Source organism: Microcoleus sp. BR0-C5 (genome assembly GCF_036705045.1).
Classification (GTDB): Bacteria; Cyanobacteriota; Cyanobacteriia; order Cyanobacteriales; family Microcoleaceae; genus Microcoleus.
Genome location: NZ_JAUBTR010000037.1, coordinates 36,618 through 52,961 on the forward strand (window position 1 = coordinate 36,618; position 16,344 = coordinate 52,961).

General features: G+C 44.2%; 17 protein-coding genes. 9 read left to right on the top strand and 8 right to left on the bottom strand.

The features are described from left to right. Positions 1 to 381: 381 nt before the first annotated feature. Positions 382 to 729 carry a hypothetical protein gene (locus QUB08_RS18425; protein WP_333226064.1) on the bottom strand — a complete coding sequence of 116 codons (348 nt, stop codon included), beginning with the start codon at positions 727 to 729 and terminating at the stop codon, positions 382 to 384. 539 nt (positions 730 to 1,268) lie between these two features. Continuing rightward, entirely contained in the window at positions 1,269 to 1,871 is a 603-nt protein-coding gene (locus tag QUB08_RS18430) for a superoxide dismutase (RefSeq protein WP_333155012.1), read from the bottom strand. Between the two features lie 381 nt (positions 1,872 to 2,252). Between QUB08_RS18430 and QUB08_RS18435 the strand changes: the two genes are divergently transcribed. Further along, a complete protein-coding gene (locus tag QUB08_RS18435) occupies positions 2,253 to 2,792 on the top strand; it encodes a phosphate-starvation-inducible PsiE family protein (RefSeq protein WP_333226065.1) in 540 nt (179 codons plus the stop codon). A 351-nt stretch (positions 2,793 to 3,143) separates the two neighbouring features. Here QUB08_RS18435 and QUB08_RS18440 read toward each other — a convergent pair whose 3' ends face one another. After that, positions 3,144 to 3,695 (bottom strand): peroxiredoxin, encoded by a 552-nt coding sequence (locus QUB08_RS18440; RefSeq protein ID WP_333226066.1) that lies wholly within the window; start codon positions 3,693 to 3,695, stop codon positions 3,144 to 3,146. 120 nt (positions 3,696 to 3,815) lie between these two features. Between QUB08_RS18440 and QUB08_RS18445 the strand changes: the two genes are divergently transcribed. After that, a complete protein-coding gene (locus QUB08_RS18445) occupies positions 3,816 to 5,153 on the top strand; it encodes a peptidylprolyl isomerase (RefSeq protein WP_333226067.1) in 1,338 nt (445 codons plus the stop codon). 122 nt (positions 5,154 to 5,275) lie between these two features. On the opposite strand, the gene QUB08_RS18450 is transcribed toward QUB08_RS18445, so the two are convergent. Then, a complete protein-coding gene (locus QUB08_RS18450; protein WP_333154940.1) occupies positions 5,276 to 6,031 on the bottom strand; it encodes a tetratricopeptide repeat protein in 756 nt (251 codons plus the stop codon). Between the two features lie 132 nt (positions 6,032 to 6,163). On the opposite strand from QUB08_RS18450, the gene QUB08_RS18455 reads away from it, so the two are divergent. The 3 genes from QUB08_RS18455 (at position 6,164) to QUB08_RS18465 (ending at position 8,681) form a co-directional block, all read left to right on the top strand. Then, positions 6,164 to 6,310 carry a hypothetical protein gene (locus tag QUB08_RS18455; protein ID WP_333226068.1) on the top strand — a complete coding sequence of 49 codons (147 nt, stop codon included), beginning with the start codon at positions 6,164 to 6,166 and terminating at the stop codon, positions 6,308 to 6,310. 205 nt (positions 6,311 to 6,515) lie between these two features. Continuing rightward, on the top strand, positions 6,516 to 7,232 hold the full coding sequence (locus QUB08_RS18460; protein ID WP_333226069.1) for a pentapeptide repeat-containing protein: 717 nt from the start codon (positions 6,516 to 6,518) through the stop codon (positions 7,230 to 7,232). 717 nt (positions 7,233 to 7,949) lie between these two features. Beyond that, on the top strand, positions 7,950 to 8,681 hold the full coding sequence (locus QUB08_RS18465) for a cytochrome c biogenesis protein CcdA (protein WP_333233091.1): 732 nt from the start codon (positions 7,950 to 7,952) through the stop codon (positions 8,679 to 8,681). A gap of 73 nt (positions 8,682 to 8,754) precedes the next feature. Here QUB08_RS18465 and QUB08_RS18470 read toward each other — a convergent pair whose 3' ends face one another. Next, the gene (locus QUB08_RS18470) at positions 8,755 to 8,946 is read right to left on the bottom strand and encodes a hypothetical protein (RefSeq protein ID WP_333226070.1); all 192 of its coding nucleotides are present in this window, start codon (positions 8,944 to 8,946) and stop codon (positions 8,755 to 8,757) included. 8 nt (positions 8,947 to 8,954) lie between these two features. On the opposite strand from QUB08_RS18470, the gene QUB08_RS18475 reads away from it, so the two are divergent. Together QUB08_RS18475 and QUB08_RS18480 are read left to right on the top strand one after the other, a co-directional pair. Beyond that, the gene (locus tag QUB08_RS18475) at positions 8,955 to 10,367 is read left to right on the top strand and encodes a cytochrome c biogenesis protein (RefSeq protein WP_333226071.1); all 1,413 of its coding nucleotides are present in this window, start codon (positions 8,955 to 8,957) and stop codon (positions 10,365 to 10,367) included. 412 nt (positions 10,368 to 10,779) lie between these two features. After that, on the top strand, positions 10,780 to 12,246 hold the full coding sequence (locus QUB08_RS18480) for a TerB family tellurite resistance protein (protein ID WP_333226072.1): 1,467 nt from the start codon (positions 10,780 to 10,782) through the stop codon (positions 12,244 to 12,246). A 126-nt stretch (positions 12,247 to 12,372) separates the two neighbouring features. Here the strand turns inward: QUB08_RS18480 and queF are convergent, their stop codons facing one another. Further along, positions 12,373 to 12,792, bottom strand: a complete 420-nt coding sequence (queF, locus tag QUB08_RS18485) for a preQ(1) synthase (protein ID WP_333226073.1) — start codon at positions 12,790 to 12,792, stop codon at positions 12,373 to 12,375. 148 nt (positions 12,793 to 12,940) lie between these two features. Between queF and QUB08_RS18490 the strand changes: the two genes are divergently transcribed. Further along, the gene (locus tag QUB08_RS18490) at positions 12,941 to 13,537 is read left to right on the top strand and encodes a hypothetical protein (protein ID WP_333226074.1); all 597 of its coding nucleotides are present in this window, start codon (positions 12,941 to 12,943) and stop codon (positions 13,535 to 13,537) included. 84 nt (positions 13,538 to 13,621) lie between these two features. Here QUB08_RS18490 and speD read toward each other — a convergent pair whose 3' ends face one another. Beyond that, on the bottom strand, positions 13,622 to 14,044 hold the full coding sequence (gene speD, locus QUB08_RS18495; protein ID WP_333154953.1) for an adenosylmethionine decarboxylase: 423 nt from the start codon (positions 14,042 to 14,044) through the stop codon (positions 13,622 to 13,624). A gap of 130 nt (positions 14,045 to 14,174) precedes the next feature. Here speD and QUB08_RS18500 point away from each other — a divergent pair, with 130 nt between their 5' ends. Next, complete coding sequence (locus QUB08_RS18500) at positions 14,175 to 14,339, top strand: hypothetical protein (protein WP_333226075.1); 165 nt, start codon at positions 14,175 to 14,177, stop codon at positions 14,337 to 14,339. Between the two features lie 36 nt (positions 14,340 to 14,375). Here the strand turns inward: QUB08_RS18500 and QUB08_RS18505 are convergent, their stop codons facing one another. After that, a complete protein-coding gene (locus QUB08_RS18505; RefSeq protein ID WP_333226076.1) occupies positions 14,376 to 15,437 on the bottom strand; it encodes a pentapeptide repeat-containing protein in 1,062 nt (353 codons plus the stop codon). Positions 15,438 to 16,344 lie beyond the last annotated feature (907 nt).

Sequence of the window (16,344 nt, forward strand, 5' to 3'; positions counted from 1 at the left end):
GGGTTAAATAATATCAATTCCGCCTGCCCCACAATGATATCAAATCCGCGTTTCACCGTCCCGATCGAGTCGAATCAAGCTGCCAACAAATATTAGAGCAATTTTCAGTTTTTTGATTCACAGTCAACAGTCAACAGTCAACAGTCAACCGTCAACAATCACGGACTGTGCAACCGGAATCAATATAATTTTCGGCGTTGCTGATTCATGGTATGAATCAACTTTTCGCTTGATGTTACAAAACCCACCCTACTTGGCTTATAGCCATTCCGGAAACTTGAATTCATACCTGTATTCAGCAACTCCCGAAAAAGACAATGGCAACCAGTCGTAAAAATCCCGCTAGGGGTTTAGGCGGGAAAATGCTCAATTATTAATTTCCTATTTAACCCTAATCGTGTGTGTCACGCGGTTGGTGTTTTCAATAGTTTGCTGTACATCTCCCTTCATAGTCGAAAGCATCAGGAAAATCCATTCCGACTCTTCCAAACTGTAGATTGTTAACTTTGTTTCTGCTTCAGTCCTGTTTTCTCCGGGTTCATCCTTATCCCATTCCCAAGCGCGCTCGTAACTTTCGCACAATTTCTTTATCTCAATGCTCTCGGGTAAAGCCTCATAGGCAACTGTAAGGATGAACCCTCTACCCCCGTCTCGTTCTATCCCTTCCCTAATTTTTTGCAGAGTAGCCTGTTTTTGTGCCACAGTCCTAACTTCATCTTTATCCTTCATGCTCTATCTCCAATTAATTCTGCCAAAATCCACCTTATAAAGATCTAACACCCCCAACTGCTACAGCTTTATCAAAAGAGCCATATTTTTTGAGCCAGAAACTAGAAACGCTAAGGTTATCAAACAGCTTCAAGCGCGTGACACACTATTTTTGATGTCCTCAGCCGGACGGGCAGGCGGCTATTTTTCCGACGGTCTTCTAAATCTTTTTTAGGCGTTGCTTAATCAGGGTATGAAAAAAATAATTTGAAAATCCCCAAGCTTTGTCGATACAGGTTTCTATGACTGGCATATTTAGCCTTTCATACCGTAAATCAGCAACGCCTAATTTTCATTCATCACAACTTTAGTCCTCACTACAAACTTTATCGGTTTGTAGTGATATCATGTCCGGTCGAGCGACCGTGATTTTTGTAGGGGCGGGTTCACCAACAATACCTGCCAACAATGGACAATCTCAAAAACCCGCCCCGACCGGGATATTATGGTTAATCGATCGGACATGATATGAGGACTTTATTCCTGAAACTCTGATGCTACTAAGCCGCAGCCAAATTTGCTGCTGCAAACTCCCAGTTAGCCAAATTATCCAAGAAATTAGTAATGTAGTCGGGACGGCGGTTTTGGAAATCCAAATAATAAGCGTGTTCCCACACATCCAAAGTCAGCAACGGAGTTTGGCCGTGTGCTACGGGGGTGTCAGCGTTAGCAGTTTTGGTAACTTTCAAAGTACCGTTGTCTAAAACCAGCCAAGCCCAGCCACTACCGAACTGAGTTGTCGCAGCCGTCTTGAATTCTTCTTTGAATTTGTCGAAGCTGCCGAAGTCGGCGTTGATTTTCTCAGCTAAAGCTCCTGTCGGAGTGCCACCGCCGCCCGGTGCGAGGGAATTCCAGAAAAAATTGTGGTTCCAAACTTGACCTGCATTGTTGAAAATGCCGGCTTTGGATGGGTCTTTAGCAGATTCCTTGACAATTTCTTCAAGGGATTTGCTCGCCATTTCAGTTCCTTCAATCAGTTTATTCAGATTGGTCACGTAAGCAGCGTGGTGCTTGTCGTGGTGGAATGAAAAAGTGTTGGCCGACATATGACCTGACTCTAGGGCGTCAGCGGCGAAGGGTAATGGTGCAAGTTCAAATGTCATTGTGTTCAATCCTCTCTGGATTACTTTTGGTTTTTGGGCTAACTTTCCGGCTTTTGTATGATTAAAGCCGAGAGTCGCTAGCTTGAGTTTATCAAGCTGTGGTAAATAATTCTTTACAATTTTCATATTTTATAGCAGTTGCAGCATTTCAGCATTCAAACTTGTATTTTTTAGATATCAAAGCTACTTATTGCATGCTCCATATAGCATAAAGTATCACTAAATGTCAAGCCACCTGGGTGGCAAATAAAAGTGTGTGTGAAATTGTCAACCAATCGAAATTTTATGAGACTGATAAATAGATTAAACCTGTAAATTGTCAAATATTAACCTAAGTTCAATTAAGCTGTAAGAAAGTCAAACAAGTTGCCGGAGCTGTCAATGGAAAAGCGTTTAAACAACTCGTCCAGTAACCCCGCTCAATGGTTGAATCTGCAATTAATCGTCACCGCTCTGGAAACAGTCCAAGACTTAATTGTAATTTCCCTATGTATTGGTTTATTTTGCTTCATGGTGCTAGAACTGCGAGAAATGTTCTTTTCGCTGCTACCTCCTTTGAATTTCCAGGAAGTCACTGCCGACATTCTATTTTTATTGGTTTTAGTGGAATTATTTCGGTTGCTAATTATTTACTTGCAAGAACAAAGAGTTTCGATAGGCGTAGCTGTGGAAGTTTGTATTGTATCAGTTTTGCGAGAAGTCATCGTGCGGGGAGTGCTGGAAACTCCCTGGGTTCAAATATTATCAACAGGCGCATTTTTGCTGGTTTTGGGAGTGTTGTTGGTAGTCCGAGTTTGGTTGCCGCCAACCTTCGAGGGAATTGACCCGGAACGCCGCATGGCTAGCAGAAAGAGAAATCTATCAGAACCCGAATCTTCTTCCGATCCTGTTGCAATCAATAGCCAGTTTAATTCTCACTGAGTATGGCCCGACAGGCGATTTTAGATTTTAGATTTTAGATTTACTCTGATATTGCTTGTCACGTTACCAGCCATCATTTCCAGTAAAACTGAGATGTTGCACCATTGTCAAGAACGGGCTCTGGGGCCCGTTCCACAAAGAGTAGATTTCCTTGTGGGGTGGGCCGAAAAGCCCGCCCAAAAAATGATTATTGAGAATGGTGCAAGACGTGAGGTCAAATCAACCTGATAACATTTGTAGTGAGGACTAAAATCCTCTTTATTTTCAGAGGATTTTAGTCCTCACTACAAACACAAGCTTCCTCACTAATTCCCAATTATTCCCATCTAAAATCTAAAATCTAAAAGGGTATTACCCGTTAGCCTGCAATTCCTGCAACCGGGCAAACACTTCTTTAGAATGAATCGCCGGATTAATTTTCACAAAAGTTTCGCGCAAAATTCCTTCAGGGTCAATAATAAAACTGTGCCGCGCCGAGATAAAACTCATCCAAGAACCGTAAGCTTTACTCACTTTACCATCCGTATCAGCTAACAGCGGAAACTTCAAACCTTCGGAATCGCAAAATTCCGCGTGGGAGTTGATATCATCAGCGCTAATACCGATAATTTGAGTATTCTTTGCCAAGTATTTCGGCAAGTCTTCCTGAAATCGACGCGCTTCGATCGTACATCCCGATGTAAAGTCTTTCGGATAAAAATAGACTACCAGCCACTTACCGCGATAATCGGACAGGGACACTTGTCCGTCGCCGCTGTTTGTCCGCAAACTAAAATCCGGTGCCGCTTCATTCACCGCCGGAAGCTTGCCACCGAGGGCCAATGCAGGTGTAGCAAAATTGAAACTTAGAAAAACTAGACAAATTGCGAATAAAGTGCTAAAAAACTTGCGACGGGACATCATAAATTTTAGAAGTAGAACTGTACTTAAGACAAGTTTACAGTTTTCTGATTAAATGGGTAAGGGCAATTCGCGGATTGCTTCTAAAACCCAAATATCACTCACTCCAATAGCAATTTACCCATGAGCGCTGCACTCCCGTTAACAGGCAAAGCTATAGTAGTCCAGGTAATTAACGGTCAACCCGTTACGATCGAAGTAGACGGCACTAATGCCCCGATTACTGGGGGAAATTTTGTTGACTTAGTGGAACGTGGCATTTACGACGGGGTGATGTTTCACCGAGTTGTGCGCCAGCCCGATCCTTTTGTGGTGCAAGGAGGCGATCCGCGCAGCAGAGATACGACAATTCCAGCCAGTCAATTGGGAACGGGTAGTTTTATTGACCCGGATACCAATCAGGCGCGTTTTATTCCTTTGGAAATTAAGCCACAAGGGGCCGCGCAACCTGTTTACAACCAAGTTGTAACCCAGACGCCGCAGTTACAGCACACTCGCGGGGCTGTGGCAATGGCTCGTTCTAATGCTTTGAATTCGGCTTCTTCGCAGTTTTATTTTGCTTTGGATGATTTGCCATTTTTGGATGGTAATTATGCTGTTTTTGGCAACGTTATTCAAGGTTTTGAAACGGTGAATGCTGTGCAGCAGGGCGATCGCATTTCGACGGCAAAAGTCGTTCAAGGAATCGTTCCCAGTCGGGTTTCTAGCATAGTTAGCGATGTTAATGCGCTTAACGCTTTAATCAATAGTACCAATTTCGTAAATCTATCTTTGCGAGCGCTCAGACTGTCAGACACTACCAATAACTATCAAGTCACTTCCCAAGACTCTCAGCAAAATCCCAGCGGTGTAGTGGGAGGTAGCGGCAACAATGCGATCCTCGGTTCACCGACGGATGATGCAATTAATGGCAGCCAAGGCAACGATACCCTCACGGGCGAAGCGGGTGACGACTTTCTCAGAGGCGGCAAAGGTAACGACTCCATTAGCGGAGGTGTTGGCGACGATATTATCAACGGAAATCTCGGCGACGATACAATCAATGACGGTGCTGGTAACGACTTTTTGCGAGGCGGCAGAGGAAACGATGTTTTAATCGGCGGCGATGGTAACGATTTTTTGATTGGCGATACTGGCAGCGATACTCTCACTGGTGGTGGCGGGGCAGATACGTTTGTTCTGGTTACGGGTGAAAATCTGGAGTTGGATGGGACGAGCGATATAATTCTTGATTTTAGGCCGGGAGATGGCGATCGTATTGGCTTAACCAGCCCTTTATCCAACACCTCATTCACCCAATCAGGCAGCAACACACTCATTCAATTTGGAGGAGTGACTTTGGCTGTCGTTCAAAATGCCACCCCCGCAGCAGTTCAAAATGCTGCTTTTGCAATTAACTTTTCTACTGCTTTCCTTGTCGATAACTTGCCCCCCGGAGACGCCGCCTTGAGAGTTGGCTAACTTTAACAAGACTGACGCCATAATTATAGGTGTAGGGTGCTCTTCGGTGCACCTTACCTGATTCCCAATTCCCAATTCCCAATTCCCAATTCCCAATTGCCAATTCCCAATTCCCAATTCAATTAATACCATAGCTGGCTAATTTTAGAAACCGCATCTTGATAAGAATCCATTCTCCCCTGCAGCTTAAAAAGCCCTGCCGCCTTCTGAAAATCCTCAAATGCTCCATGAACCTCTCTCAATTTATATCTAGTCACTCCTCGGTTAAAGTAAGCTTTAGCAAAATCGCTATCCAGGCGAATTGCTGACTCAAAATCAGCTAGTGCTGCCAGGGAATTCTCCATTTTCAGGCGGATAGCACCTCGGTCAAAGTAATAGTGAGCTACATTAGGGTTGAGCAGCAGTGCCGAGTTATAATCCGCGATCGCCGCAGTATAATCTTTTAAACGAGTCAGCATAAACCCCCGATTGCTGTAATACTTGGCTCGGTAAGGATTGAGTTCGATGGCTGTAGTTAAATCTTCGATCGCCGATTGCTTGTAGCCTAATTTGTAGCGGGCCACACCGCGATCGTTGTAAGCTGACGCGAATAGCGGATTAATGTTAATTGTAGCAGTAAAATTTTTAATAGCGCCGTGCAAGTCTTGTTCTTCGAGATTTTTTAAACCCTGAGTGTAAAACTTTTGGGTACTAACTTTTAAATTTGCCTCTTGTCGGGATTCAGCTTGCTCCCCCGGAAATACTTTGCCTGCAATATTAGTGAATCCCAAAGATTCGATCGAATTGAAAATAGTTGTGACAACTAATTGGCTTGGGAGAAGGGGGATAGGAGGCATGGGAGGAGTGGTGTTCAACTGTATGCTCTTATTTTCCTCCATACTTCAGCTACTGACAGTGATATCCGTAGTCTCAGGAACGTGATAAGTTTGATGAGATTTGGTGATGCTGGGGCTTGACTTGTGTGATGAAAGTTGGGCTTAGTTAGTGATGACGATCGCAATTGTGAAAAAATGCGTCTACAACCCTTTACCTATAAGCTTTTTAGGCTAGCTTGGCGGTTTCTTTCTTGCCATATTGAGCAGTTCCTACCGGGATTGTTTGCAGGTATGCCCCTGGGGGAGCGATCGCAACTGCCCGCAGCAAGTATTACTTTGTAGCGATATTCGATCGGGATTTGTCCATCGAACACGGCCATCTTAAACCCGGTTTTTACTCACGCCCAGAGCAACATTCTCGCTTAACAGGCTTTCCGGCCTGTTCCACAAATTACTAATATTTTTGAGTAATATTGCTGAGGAAAGTTGCCGATTATTTGCTATGCTTTGATTAGACATCAATAATTAATGGCACAAATTAGTGTCAATGAAAAAAGTTATGAGGTTGAAAACTTTCTTCGCTGCAGTGTTGGCGATCGTCCTGTTCACTCTCTACTTAACTCCTCCTGTGATGGCCGCGAATGGGGAGGATTTGAGTCACCTATTAAAAGATAATTGGTGCGTCAGCTTTCTGTGGAAGCAATGCGATTTGAGCGCTGTCGATTTGCGGGGCGCTAATCTCCAAGAAGCCAATTTGTCCGGCGCTAATTTGTCCGGTGCTAATTTGTCCGGTGCTAACTTAAAAAATGCTGACCTTTCTGACGCAGATCTCACCGGCGCTAATTTAGCAAATGCTGAGATTTTAGGCACGGATCTCAGTCGAGCCAATTTGACAGAAGCTAATTTCAACGGCACGAAGTTGTGGGATGCTAATCTGACTTTAGCAAATCTGAGCCGCGCCAATTTACAAGATGCTAATGTCTTAGATTCTCGACTTTGGGGAAGCAATCTTACCCAAGCTAATTTAACGGATGCGACGCTGCACGGTGCTGACTTGCAATATGCTAATTTAGCCGACACTAATTTAACAGGTGCTGACTTGCACAGCTTCTTTTTCCGAGGTTCCAAACAAGTCACAAATTTGAGCAATGCTAATTTAGAAGGCGCTACTTTAACGGGAGCAAATTTCAGAGGTGCGGTGCTGGCTGGGGCAATAATGCCGGACGGGTCTATTAATGAAGAAAGTGGCTTTAATTTAAAGTAGAGTTAAATTAAAGTCTGCTTGAATAATTTCAACAACAGGCTTTCGGGGCGATTTCGCAGTCAATGAATTATCGGGTGTAGCTGCCCCTGTTGCCAACAGCTTGTTGAGGATGCTGTCAAGATATTAATTTAAACCAGGGTGCGATCGACCTTTTAACTCCCAAGCTGCGCCCGTTGCCAACAGCTTGTTGAGGATGCTGTCAATCGATTTTAGATTTTAGATTTTAGATTTTAGATTGAAGCCTTGACCCCACGGATAAATACGTTCGGCAAGTTTCATCGGATACAGGTTTTTATTTCTGGGTACTGAGTCTGCTTTCGGAATGAATCACGTGGCGGGTATCCTGGATGCTTGCGGTCAAGATATCAATTTAAACCAGGGTGCGATCGACTTTTTAACTCCCAACCAGTAAATATCGCTAAAATCTTAAATCTCAAACCGAACCTGCACGCATCTGTTACAATTTTCAACAAAGCCACAACACCCGCGAACCTGAAGTCACCTGCCTAGGGGTACAAGCCCCCGACAGGAGTCGTGAAGAGCAAAAAAATTAGATATTTAGTTTAAACTCCCAGATTCATCTGTAGAGACTCTCTAAAATCTAAAATCGATGGGCTGTGGAGTAAATCTAAAATCTAATAATCTAAAATCTAAAATCTAAAATCGATGGGCTGTGAGTCAATCTAAAATCTAAAATCTAAAATCTAAAATCGACTGATGGAAACCCTGCAAACTCAACTTTACGAACTCGCACAATTTGCTAATAATTTAGTAAATACTCAACTGACCAACCTCAGTTTAGTCAGCGTCGGAGTCATCTTTCTGGCAGGGTTGCTAACGAGCTTAACGCCCTGTATGCTTTCAATGTTGCCGATCACGATCGGCTACATCGGTGGATACGAAGCAAAAAGTCGCCTGCAAGCCGCAGCCCAGTCTGCGTGGTTTTCCCTGGGATTAGCCACTACCCTTGCGGGTTTAGGTATTGTAGCATCATTTGCCGGACAAGTTTACGGCAAAATAGGCCTGGGTTTGCCGATTCTTGTCAGCATTATTGCTATTCTAATGGGGCTGAATTTACTCGAAGCTTTACCCTTACAAATGCCGTCTTTCGACGCTGTGGGGTGGGTTCCGAAAGATTTGCCGGCGGGTGTGCGATCGTACTTATTGGGCTTAACTTTTGGTTTAGTAGCCTCTCCCTGCAGCACTCCTGTTTTAGCTACACTCTTAGCTTGGGTTTCCAAAACGGGAGATACAGTTTTAGGTGGTGTGTTGCTGCTGTTTTACGCTGCTGGCTACGTCGCTCCGCTAATAATAGCAGGTACTTTTACTGCCAGCATTAAAAAGTTGTTAGAATTACGTCGGTGGTCGAGTTGGATTACGCCTGTTAGCGGCGTTTTGCTAGTAGGATTTGGCGTTTTCTCTCTGCTTTCCCGAATCCTTCCCGCTTAAGTTTAGTAGTAAGGGCTTCAGTCTTTATTTAAAGATATAGCAATCTCTACTGAATGCGTGAATTAAGTTGTTTTTAACGAACTGCGAAGACGCGAAGAACACGAAGGAAGAAAGAAAAGAGAAAGAATCCAAAATTGATGGAGACTTTTTCACTAAAAATAATAATATTTTGTTCATCTTTTGTTATTCTATCCTCTTTCTTCCCTCTTCCCTCTTCCTTCTTCCTTCTTCCTTCTTCCCTCTTCCTTCTTCCTTCTTCCTTCATAATTACCAATGACATCAAAAGAAGTATTTCTATCAAAACTCTCAAACTGGGCGACTGCCCCTCAAAGGTTTTTCAAGCGAGAAATCTTGCCGGTGCTAGCAGATTTGCGGCTGGCAATTATCTTGCTGCTGACGATCGCATTTTTCAGCATTTCCGGCACCGTCATCGAACAAGGCCAATCAGTACCCTTTTACCAATCCAACTATCCAGAACACCCTGCTTTGTTCGGCTTCCTAACTTGGAAAGTTGTGCTAATTGCAGGACTAGACCACGTATACCGGACTTGGTGGTTTTTGTCAATCCTAATTTTGTTCGGCAGCAGCTTGACTGCTTGTACATTTACCCGACAATTTCCCGCATTAAAAGCCGCCCGGCGCTGGAAATTTTATGAAGAACCAAAGCAGTTTGAAAAATTAGCTCTCAGTGCGGAATTAGAAACAGTTGGTTTAACTTTGTTAGAACCACTTTTGCAGCAAAAAAACTACCGCATATTTCGAGAAGGGGAAAAAGTTTATGCTCGCAAGGGAATAATTGGTAAAATCGGCCCGATTATTGTTCACGCCAGTATGCTAATTATTTTAGCTGGCTCGATCTTGGGATCGATGACGGGATTTATGGGTCAAGAAATGGTGCCTAGCGGCGAAACTTTTCAGGTGCAGAATATCCTGGATGCAGGGCCTTGGGCGGGGCCGCAAATACCGAAGGATTGGTCGATGCGAGTTAATCGGTTTTGGATCGATTATAGTCCGAGCGGTGCGATCGACCAATTTTACTCTGACCTGTCAGTTTTGGACAAAACAGGCCAAGAGGTCGATCGCAAAACCATTCATGTTAACGAGCCCCTCAGATACCGGGGAGTCACTTTTTATCAAGCAGATTGGGCAATAGCCGCCGTGCGAGTTCGCCTCAACAAAAGCCCGGTTTTACAATTGCCAATGGCTCAGTTAGACACTCAAGGTAAAGGCCGAATTTGGGGTGCTTGGATTCCCACAAAACCAGACTTGAGTGCGGGAGTTTCTCTGCTAGCAAAAGATTTGCAAGGAACGATGTTAGTTTACGGTACGGATGGCAAATTGTTAACTACAGTTCGCGCAGGCACGGCGGTAGAAGTTAACGGAGTCATGCTGACAATTGACGAAGTTGTAGGCAGTACGGGATTGCAAATTAAAGCTGATCCGGGTATTCCGATCGTTTATACTGGCTTCGGGTTGCTGATGCTCAGCGTGCTGATGAGCTATCTGTCTCACTCGCAGATTTGGGCTTTGGAAAAGGACGGTAAACTATACGTCGGCGGGCGCACAAATCGTGCTCAGGTGACTTTTGAAAGAGAAGTTGTGGAGATTTTGGACAAGTTGGCAGAATCGAAACAAGAGGCAGAAAAGAGCGAAATAGCGCCGACTTCTCTAGCTAGTCAAAATTAATTTTATGGTGGGCAATGCCCACCATTGATGTCAACAACCAGGTAAAAGGTAGTATCAGTCTTCTGTCTGAGTCACAATCCCCTCGATCTCTCCTAGCCCCCCTTAAAAAGGGGGAAGAGCATTCAAAGTCACGCCCTACTCCCTTTTTAAGGGCATTTAGGCGGATAGAGACTCGACTACAAGCGACCTTCATTATGGGTTTGATCCTAGTTGGTGACACGAATTCAATAGATTTTATATCGGAAAATAAGTGAATTTACGTAAATTATGGTACTGCTAATCACGTAAATTTTAATAAAATTCAGTGACTATACAATTGTAAATCTTCACAACAAGAGATATCATCTACCAATAGTTATTTAAATTTTAAAAAACTCAATAACTAGGGATCAACTTATCCTTGTATTTTTTTATGCCAATTATCGTTCCTTTTGTCATTCAAACAGTTTTACCTGCACTAAGTGTGCTTTTCGCTCTTTTAATTCCTGTACTGGCTCCTGTTATCAACTTCGCTCTGACTCGCATTGCCAAAATTCCCTCATATATTCGCCTCCTCAAAATTTTGTATTCAGATATTGACTCATCTGCCAAAGAACAAAAAATTATTACGGGTGGACTACTGGTAATTAGTAGCATTGTGACTTTCATGGCTTATTCCTTGATACCTTGGACGGGTGTACCCCTGATCGGTGCTATTACCAGTCCCATTGCTGGCGCTATTGCTCTTGTGGTGGCACTGGCACTTTTAGATATGATTTTTGCCATGAATAAAGGCTATTACTTAGAGCGACTAAGAGGAAAAGGTTTTGCTGGATTAAATGACATAGAAACCGATATTAAAGATTTAAAAGATATTTTTGACCAATCCTGGAAGAAAGTTAAATCTACTATTAACGAGGCCAGCCAGAAAATTTATGAAGAGGGCTGTAAGCGTGGCATCAACTTTAGTGATAAATCTTATCAAAGCTATATCGATCGTGAATTAGAAGGATTTAATTTATATGTTGGTAAAAATTCAGTGGCAGAGTATCAAGGTATAAGTGCCGACTTATTAAAGCAAAATAAGGGGCAAGATTGGACAAAAGATGCTTTTGCACTAGGGACAGGTGCAACTGTAGGGGCTTTGGCGGGCGCTGGCGCTTCAGCAGTTGCGACCTCAGTATTTGTGCCGGCTAGTCTTTTGACAACTCTTCACGGCATCCCTGTTATTGGGGGCATTTTTGGGACAGCAACTGGTGTTGTTGTCAGTGCATCCACTTACTCATTGCTGACGCTTGCTGCTCCTGTTGGACTGGGAGTATTAGCAACTGTCGGGATTTACAGCGGTCTGACGGGCTGGAAAAATCAAGAAGAAGCTGCCAAGATGAGTAAGTTTTTATCAGATATAATTATGGCTGCTTTACCAATAGCTTGGATTGACGGTGAATTAGATGAGAAGGAGAAAGATAGTATAGATAGATTGATGACTACCTCCGGTATGAGAAAGGAAGAGCGAGATTTGGTTCGGAAAGCCATAGAACAACGGCATAGTTTTGATGAAATCATGAAAACGAGTATTCTTTTTGATGAAGAACATCGGGAAAAAAGTTGTAATCAAAGCAATAAAGAGCGACTAAAGCATCGCCTAATATTATGTACAGCTTGGGAGATTGCCGTTGCTGATGGCAAAATTGATTGGTCAGAATTGAATCTTCATAACCGCATGGCAGATAAGCTAGGTATTTGTCGGGAGGAGGTGAAAGAAATCCGGCGGGCTATAAACCTCAAACATCAGCAAGAGCTTTGGCTAACGGAAGCATTAGAACCAAATGGTTCAAAGACTAAGTTATTGAGCGTCCGCGAACAATACCGCCTCCAACCAGCAGCGGATAATCTTTAGTCTTTGATAACAATTTATCTCGTTAAATGAGCAAGGGCTAAAAAAACAGAATACTCCGATACCCGACTTCTTTAAGAAGTCGGGTATCTAACAGCCCTGATAACGCACATTTAAAGGCTGAGCCTTCTACTTCTCGTGTCGCACCTCAATCACGGTGTGGACGTTCCCCCGTGGCGAAAAATCGCCCTTAATCGTCGCTTCCAGCGGCGCGCAAGCTGCGACAAAATCGTCTAAAATTTGATTGATCGATTCTTCGTGAGAAATGTAGCGATCGCGATAACTGTTAACGTACAGTTTCAGCGCCTTTAACTCTACCACCCGCTCGTCTGGCACATAAGTAACGTGAATTGTCGCAAAATCGGGATAGCCAGAAAACGGACACTTGCAAGTAAACTCTGGCAACGTAATGTTAATCGAGTAGCGCCGCCCGACTCGCGGATTCGGAAAAGTAATTAACTCCCCTTCCAAAATCTGGCGTTCGCCGTATTTCATTTCTTCGGTGCTTGACTTTTGCGACATAGTTTGTTCGGGTGCGTGGTTGTTCATAGCGATCAACTAAAAACTTGTAACATTAAATTAATTTTACGTTCAATATCTGTAACAAATATCTTGACGAATTGTGTTGCGATCGATCTAATTGCAAATACTCTCAGGCTAAACTAAAACAAGTTCACCCTCGCCATCTACAATAATTATGCAAAATACTACCTTATCTGACAATACTTCCCCTGAAAACTCAAATAGTTACTCTCCATCAGTACCAATTTCCCTCTATCGAGAAGTCACGGCAGAGCTGCAAGCTGCCCAAGCGATGGTGGACTCCCTCAAAACCCACAATCAGCAATTAGTCCAACAAAATCAACAACTGCGGCGAGAAGTAGAAACAGTAGTTCAAGTATCCCAACAGTTACAGCAAGTAGTCAACTCGGCTCAGAGCATCACCCAGACAGGGATGCCTCAAATGCCGTCAGTCAAATTCAATTTCAGCATTGAACCTCCGCCCCCACCACCTGTAACCTCGCAGAGTAACTCTGCCGTACCTCAACCACCTCAGACAGTCGCTTTCCCCTTCCCACTACCGGAACCGGAGCCAACAGCCGCCTCGATGCCGCAGCCACTTCCCGAAAAATTATTTACAGAGGTGCCGGAAACTCCTTACCGTGTGCGATCACAACTCAAAAAAACCTCAGATTTAAGCGGATTGTGGTTGGCGATCGCGATTTTTCTGATTGTGATTGCAGCTTTCGGTGCAGGTTATTTAGTTGTCCGCCCTTTATTAATGAAAAAGTAAATTCCAACAAGAATCCCACGGCTCCAGCCGTGGGATTTTAAGCAGAACCTAGCATAAAATGTTGAAAGTTACGCTAATTGGCCCTTATACTCTGGCGGCACTCGTTTCTACTGTACGAGGCGCATACTGCTCTTCACAAGCAGATTCTAGGATGCCCACCCCGGGCTCGAAACCGCGCGTGAACTCAGTGAGTTTTACCTGTTTAGCTTCCAAAGCTGTCTGTAGCACCTTCATGGCTCGGTGAGGGTCGCCGGCTCCGCAGAAAAATAAGTCTGCTGCAAAATAACCGTGTTCAGGCCAAGTATGGATTGCTATATGAGACTCTGCCAAAGTAGCAGTAGCTGTCACTCCGTGAGGACTAAACTGGTGTACGCACAAATCGATGAGAGTAGCTCCTCCGGCTTCGATCGCATCGAGAATAGCGCGGCGGATACGTTCAGGATCGTTGAGCAGGTCTCCAGGAGACTGCCAAGCATCAGCGACCAGATGGGTTCCCAATTGTTTCATTCTGCGGGGTTTTACCTCTATTGATTTTTAAGTCTCAAACCTTTTAACCATAGCACGGTGTCAAAAATTTTGCAAGTATGTTTCACAAAGAAAGATGAAGATTAGGAGGATGGAGCCATAAGTCGTAAATTTGGGGGGTTTGGGATTGGGGCTGGCGATCGCGCGTCAACTTGGGGAACTGCACGGCGACAGAATTGCGGTTGAGAGTAGGGTTGATACCGCGAATCCGGTTGAAGAAGTTGGCGTTGGGGCTGAAGCTCGAAAAGTTTTGAGTTTTAAATTAAAGATTATTTAACTTAAAACTCAAAATTATTTTCCCTTAATGAACTTATCAATCCCGGCTGTGAGTAGCTCCATTCGGCAAAATCGCCCCGCCCAAAGCTGCTTCATTCAAATTATCAACATTCAAGCTCGCCCCAATCAAATTAGCCTCCGACAAATTAGTTCCTGTCAAATTCGCCCCGGTCAGAGAACTCAGCAGCAAACCCGCTCCCGACAAATTGGCGTGACTCAAATTCGCCCCCCGCAAATCCGCTTCCAGCAAGCTAGCACCTGCCAAATTCGCACCGCTCAAGTTAGCTCCCCGCAAAGAAGCTTTGTTCAAATTCGCAGCCCTCAAATCAGCATTGTGCAGAATCAAACCATTTAAATTAGCTTTACTCAAATTAGCTCCCTGCAAGTCGGCACCGCTCAAATTAGAGCCATTTAGATTGGCCGATTGCAAGTCAGCACCGCTCAAGTCAGCACCGCTCAAATTAGCAGCGCAAATAGAAGCCTCCCGCAGACTTGCTTCGCTCAAACAAGCCCCAACCAAATTGACGCCGCTGAGATTTCCGCGATTGAGATAAGCCCGCGTTAAAGTTGCTCCGCTCAGGTTCGCCCCGTTCAAATCTACCTCGCTGAGAATCGCTCTCGTCAGATTTGCTCTGCTTAAATCAACCCCGCTCATAATTGCTCGGCTCAGCGTCGCCCCGCTCAAATTAGCCTCCGTTAGTTTTGAGCCGCTTAGCAAACAAGCTCCTACTAAACTCGCTCCCGTCATCACAGCTTTGCTCAAGTCAGCCTGAGACAATATCGCTCCGCTGAGATTTGCTCCGCTAAAATCTGCGGCGATCGCCACAGTTCCAGTTAAACTAGAACTCCCCAGGTTAGCTTCAATTAATTTCGCCTTAGACAAATTAGCCCCGCTCAAGTCGGCGGCGTTTAAATTAGCTCCAATCAGTTTGCTTTTAATTAAGTTGGCGCCTTTCAAATTAGCGCTGCTCAAATTTGTTCGGCTGAGATTAGCTTCACTCAAATGAGCTGCAATGAGGTTAGCCCCTCGAAAATCTCGTTCCCCGTTTCTATGTCTAATTAAAAGTTCATCGGCACTTAAAAGTTCAGTGAAATTCATAAAAAAAGTTGAGTGAGTTTCCTTAATTTCTCGATGTTCTCTGTTGTCTGAAAATTTGTACTATCGTGTTTGACAGTAAGTTTTTTCAACCTATACTGCCACATTAACAATTGTCAAAACTGGTTGATTTCTAGCATCACCCTGCTCACCTAGTTATAACTCACGAAAAACCCGGTTTGTCGTAAATAAATAATCTGGGTGTTTTCAGCGCGGTCGTCATGAAGAAACCTAGTTTCTCGCCGCGTGTAAGCCCTGTAAGTCTTATTTGGCTAGTAATTAGTTGGCGGTTGATGTTAGTTGTTAATTGTTAGTTGTATTTATACTAACTGCTAATCACTAACTATTAACTGCTAACCATTTACCAAAATACCGAGAAGTTGTAGATCGATCTTGTCAAGGTCGATCAAATATTTGGGGTATTGCTGGCGGCATCCGCGCCGCATTCTGACCGGAAAAATTGCTGGTACTGGCGATCGAATTTATTAGTGCAATCAAGAAACAAGATATCGGAGCTTCAACCCCAAATGCCTTCTACATAAGTGCCTTCTATCTTCGATAGCCCATGAAAGCAGAGCCCGGTCAGCTCAGCTAGTGTCACCTCCCCCCACTGTGCTACGCGCCAGTGAAATCCAACAGGAAGGCTGTTTCCCTCGGAGTGCTGAGCGAGTCGCAGGCAAAGCAAACAATACGCTGCGCTGAGCCTGAGATTTCGCGAAAAAAGACGCCGCGAGCCATTGTGCTCCCGCGCTGCTGTGCTTGCTGTCAATCTTTACTCGATCCATGAGCGCTTGCGGTTCTAATTAACAGAACACCCGACACCAGACGCGCTCGGACATAAAAGCTGTTCCTGGGCTTCTCAAATGTTTCGCTGAGGCATTCCCAGAAAAACTGTATTCCTGTAGCAGGT

Coding starts and splice junctions, on each gene's coding strand:
- QUB08_RS18425 (WP_333226064.1), bottom strand. CDS start 729: ATGAAGGATAAAGATGAAGTTAGGACTGTGGCACAAAAACAGGCTACT.
- QUB08_RS18430 (WP_333155012.1), bottom strand. CDS start 1,871: ATGACATTTGAACTTGCACCATTACCCTTCGCCGCTGACGCCCTAGAG.
- QUB08_RS18435 (WP_333226065.1), top strand. CDS start 2,253: ATGGAAAAGCGTTTAAACAACTCGTCCAGTAACCCCGCTCAATGGTTG.
- QUB08_RS18440 (WP_333226066.1), bottom strand. CDS start 3,695: ATGATGTCCCGTCGCAAGTTTTTTAGCACTTTATTCGCAATTTGTCTA.
- QUB08_RS18445 (WP_333226067.1), top strand. CDS start 3,816: ATGAGCGCTGCACTCCCGTTAACAGGCAAAGCTATAGTAGTCCAGGTA.
- QUB08_RS18450 (WP_333154940.1), bottom strand. CDS start 6,031: ATGGAGGAAAATAAGAGCATACAGTTGAACACCACTCCTCCCATGCCT.
- QUB08_RS18455 (WP_333226068.1), top strand. CDS start 6,164: ATGCGTCTACAACCCTTTACCTATAAGCTTTTTAGGCTAGCTTGGCGG.
- QUB08_RS18460 (WP_333226069.1), top strand. CDS start 6,516: ATGAAAAAAGTTATGAGGTTGAAAACTTTCTTCGCTGCAGTGTTGGCG.
- QUB08_RS18465 (WP_333233091.1), top strand. CDS start 7,950: ATGGAAACCCTGCAAACTCAACTTTACGAACTCGCACAATTTGCTAAT.
- QUB08_RS18470 (WP_333226070.1), bottom strand. CDS start 8,946: ATGAAGGAAGAAGGAAGAAGGAAGAGGGAAGAAGGAAGAAGGAAGAAG.
- QUB08_RS18475 (WP_333226071.1), top strand. CDS start 8,955: ATGACATCAAAAGAAGTATTTCTATCAAAACTCTCAAACTGGGCGACT.
- QUB08_RS18480 (WP_333226072.1), top strand. CDS start 10,780: ATGCCAATTATCGTTCCTTTTGTCATTCAAACAGTTTTACCTGCACTA.
- queF (WP_333226073.1), bottom strand. CDS start 12,792: ATGAACAACCACGCACCCGAACAAACTATGTCGCAAAAGTCAAGCACC.
- QUB08_RS18490 (WP_333226074.1), top strand. CDS start 12,941: ATGCAAAATACTACCTTATCTGACAATACTTCCCCTGAAAACTCAAAT.
- speD (WP_333154953.1), bottom strand. CDS start 14,044: ATGAAACAATTGGGAACCCATCTGGTCGCTGATGCTTGGCAGTCTCCT.
- QUB08_RS18505 (WP_333226076.1), bottom strand. CDS start 15,437: ATGAATTTCACTGAACTTTTAAGTGCCGATGAACTTTTAATTAGACAT.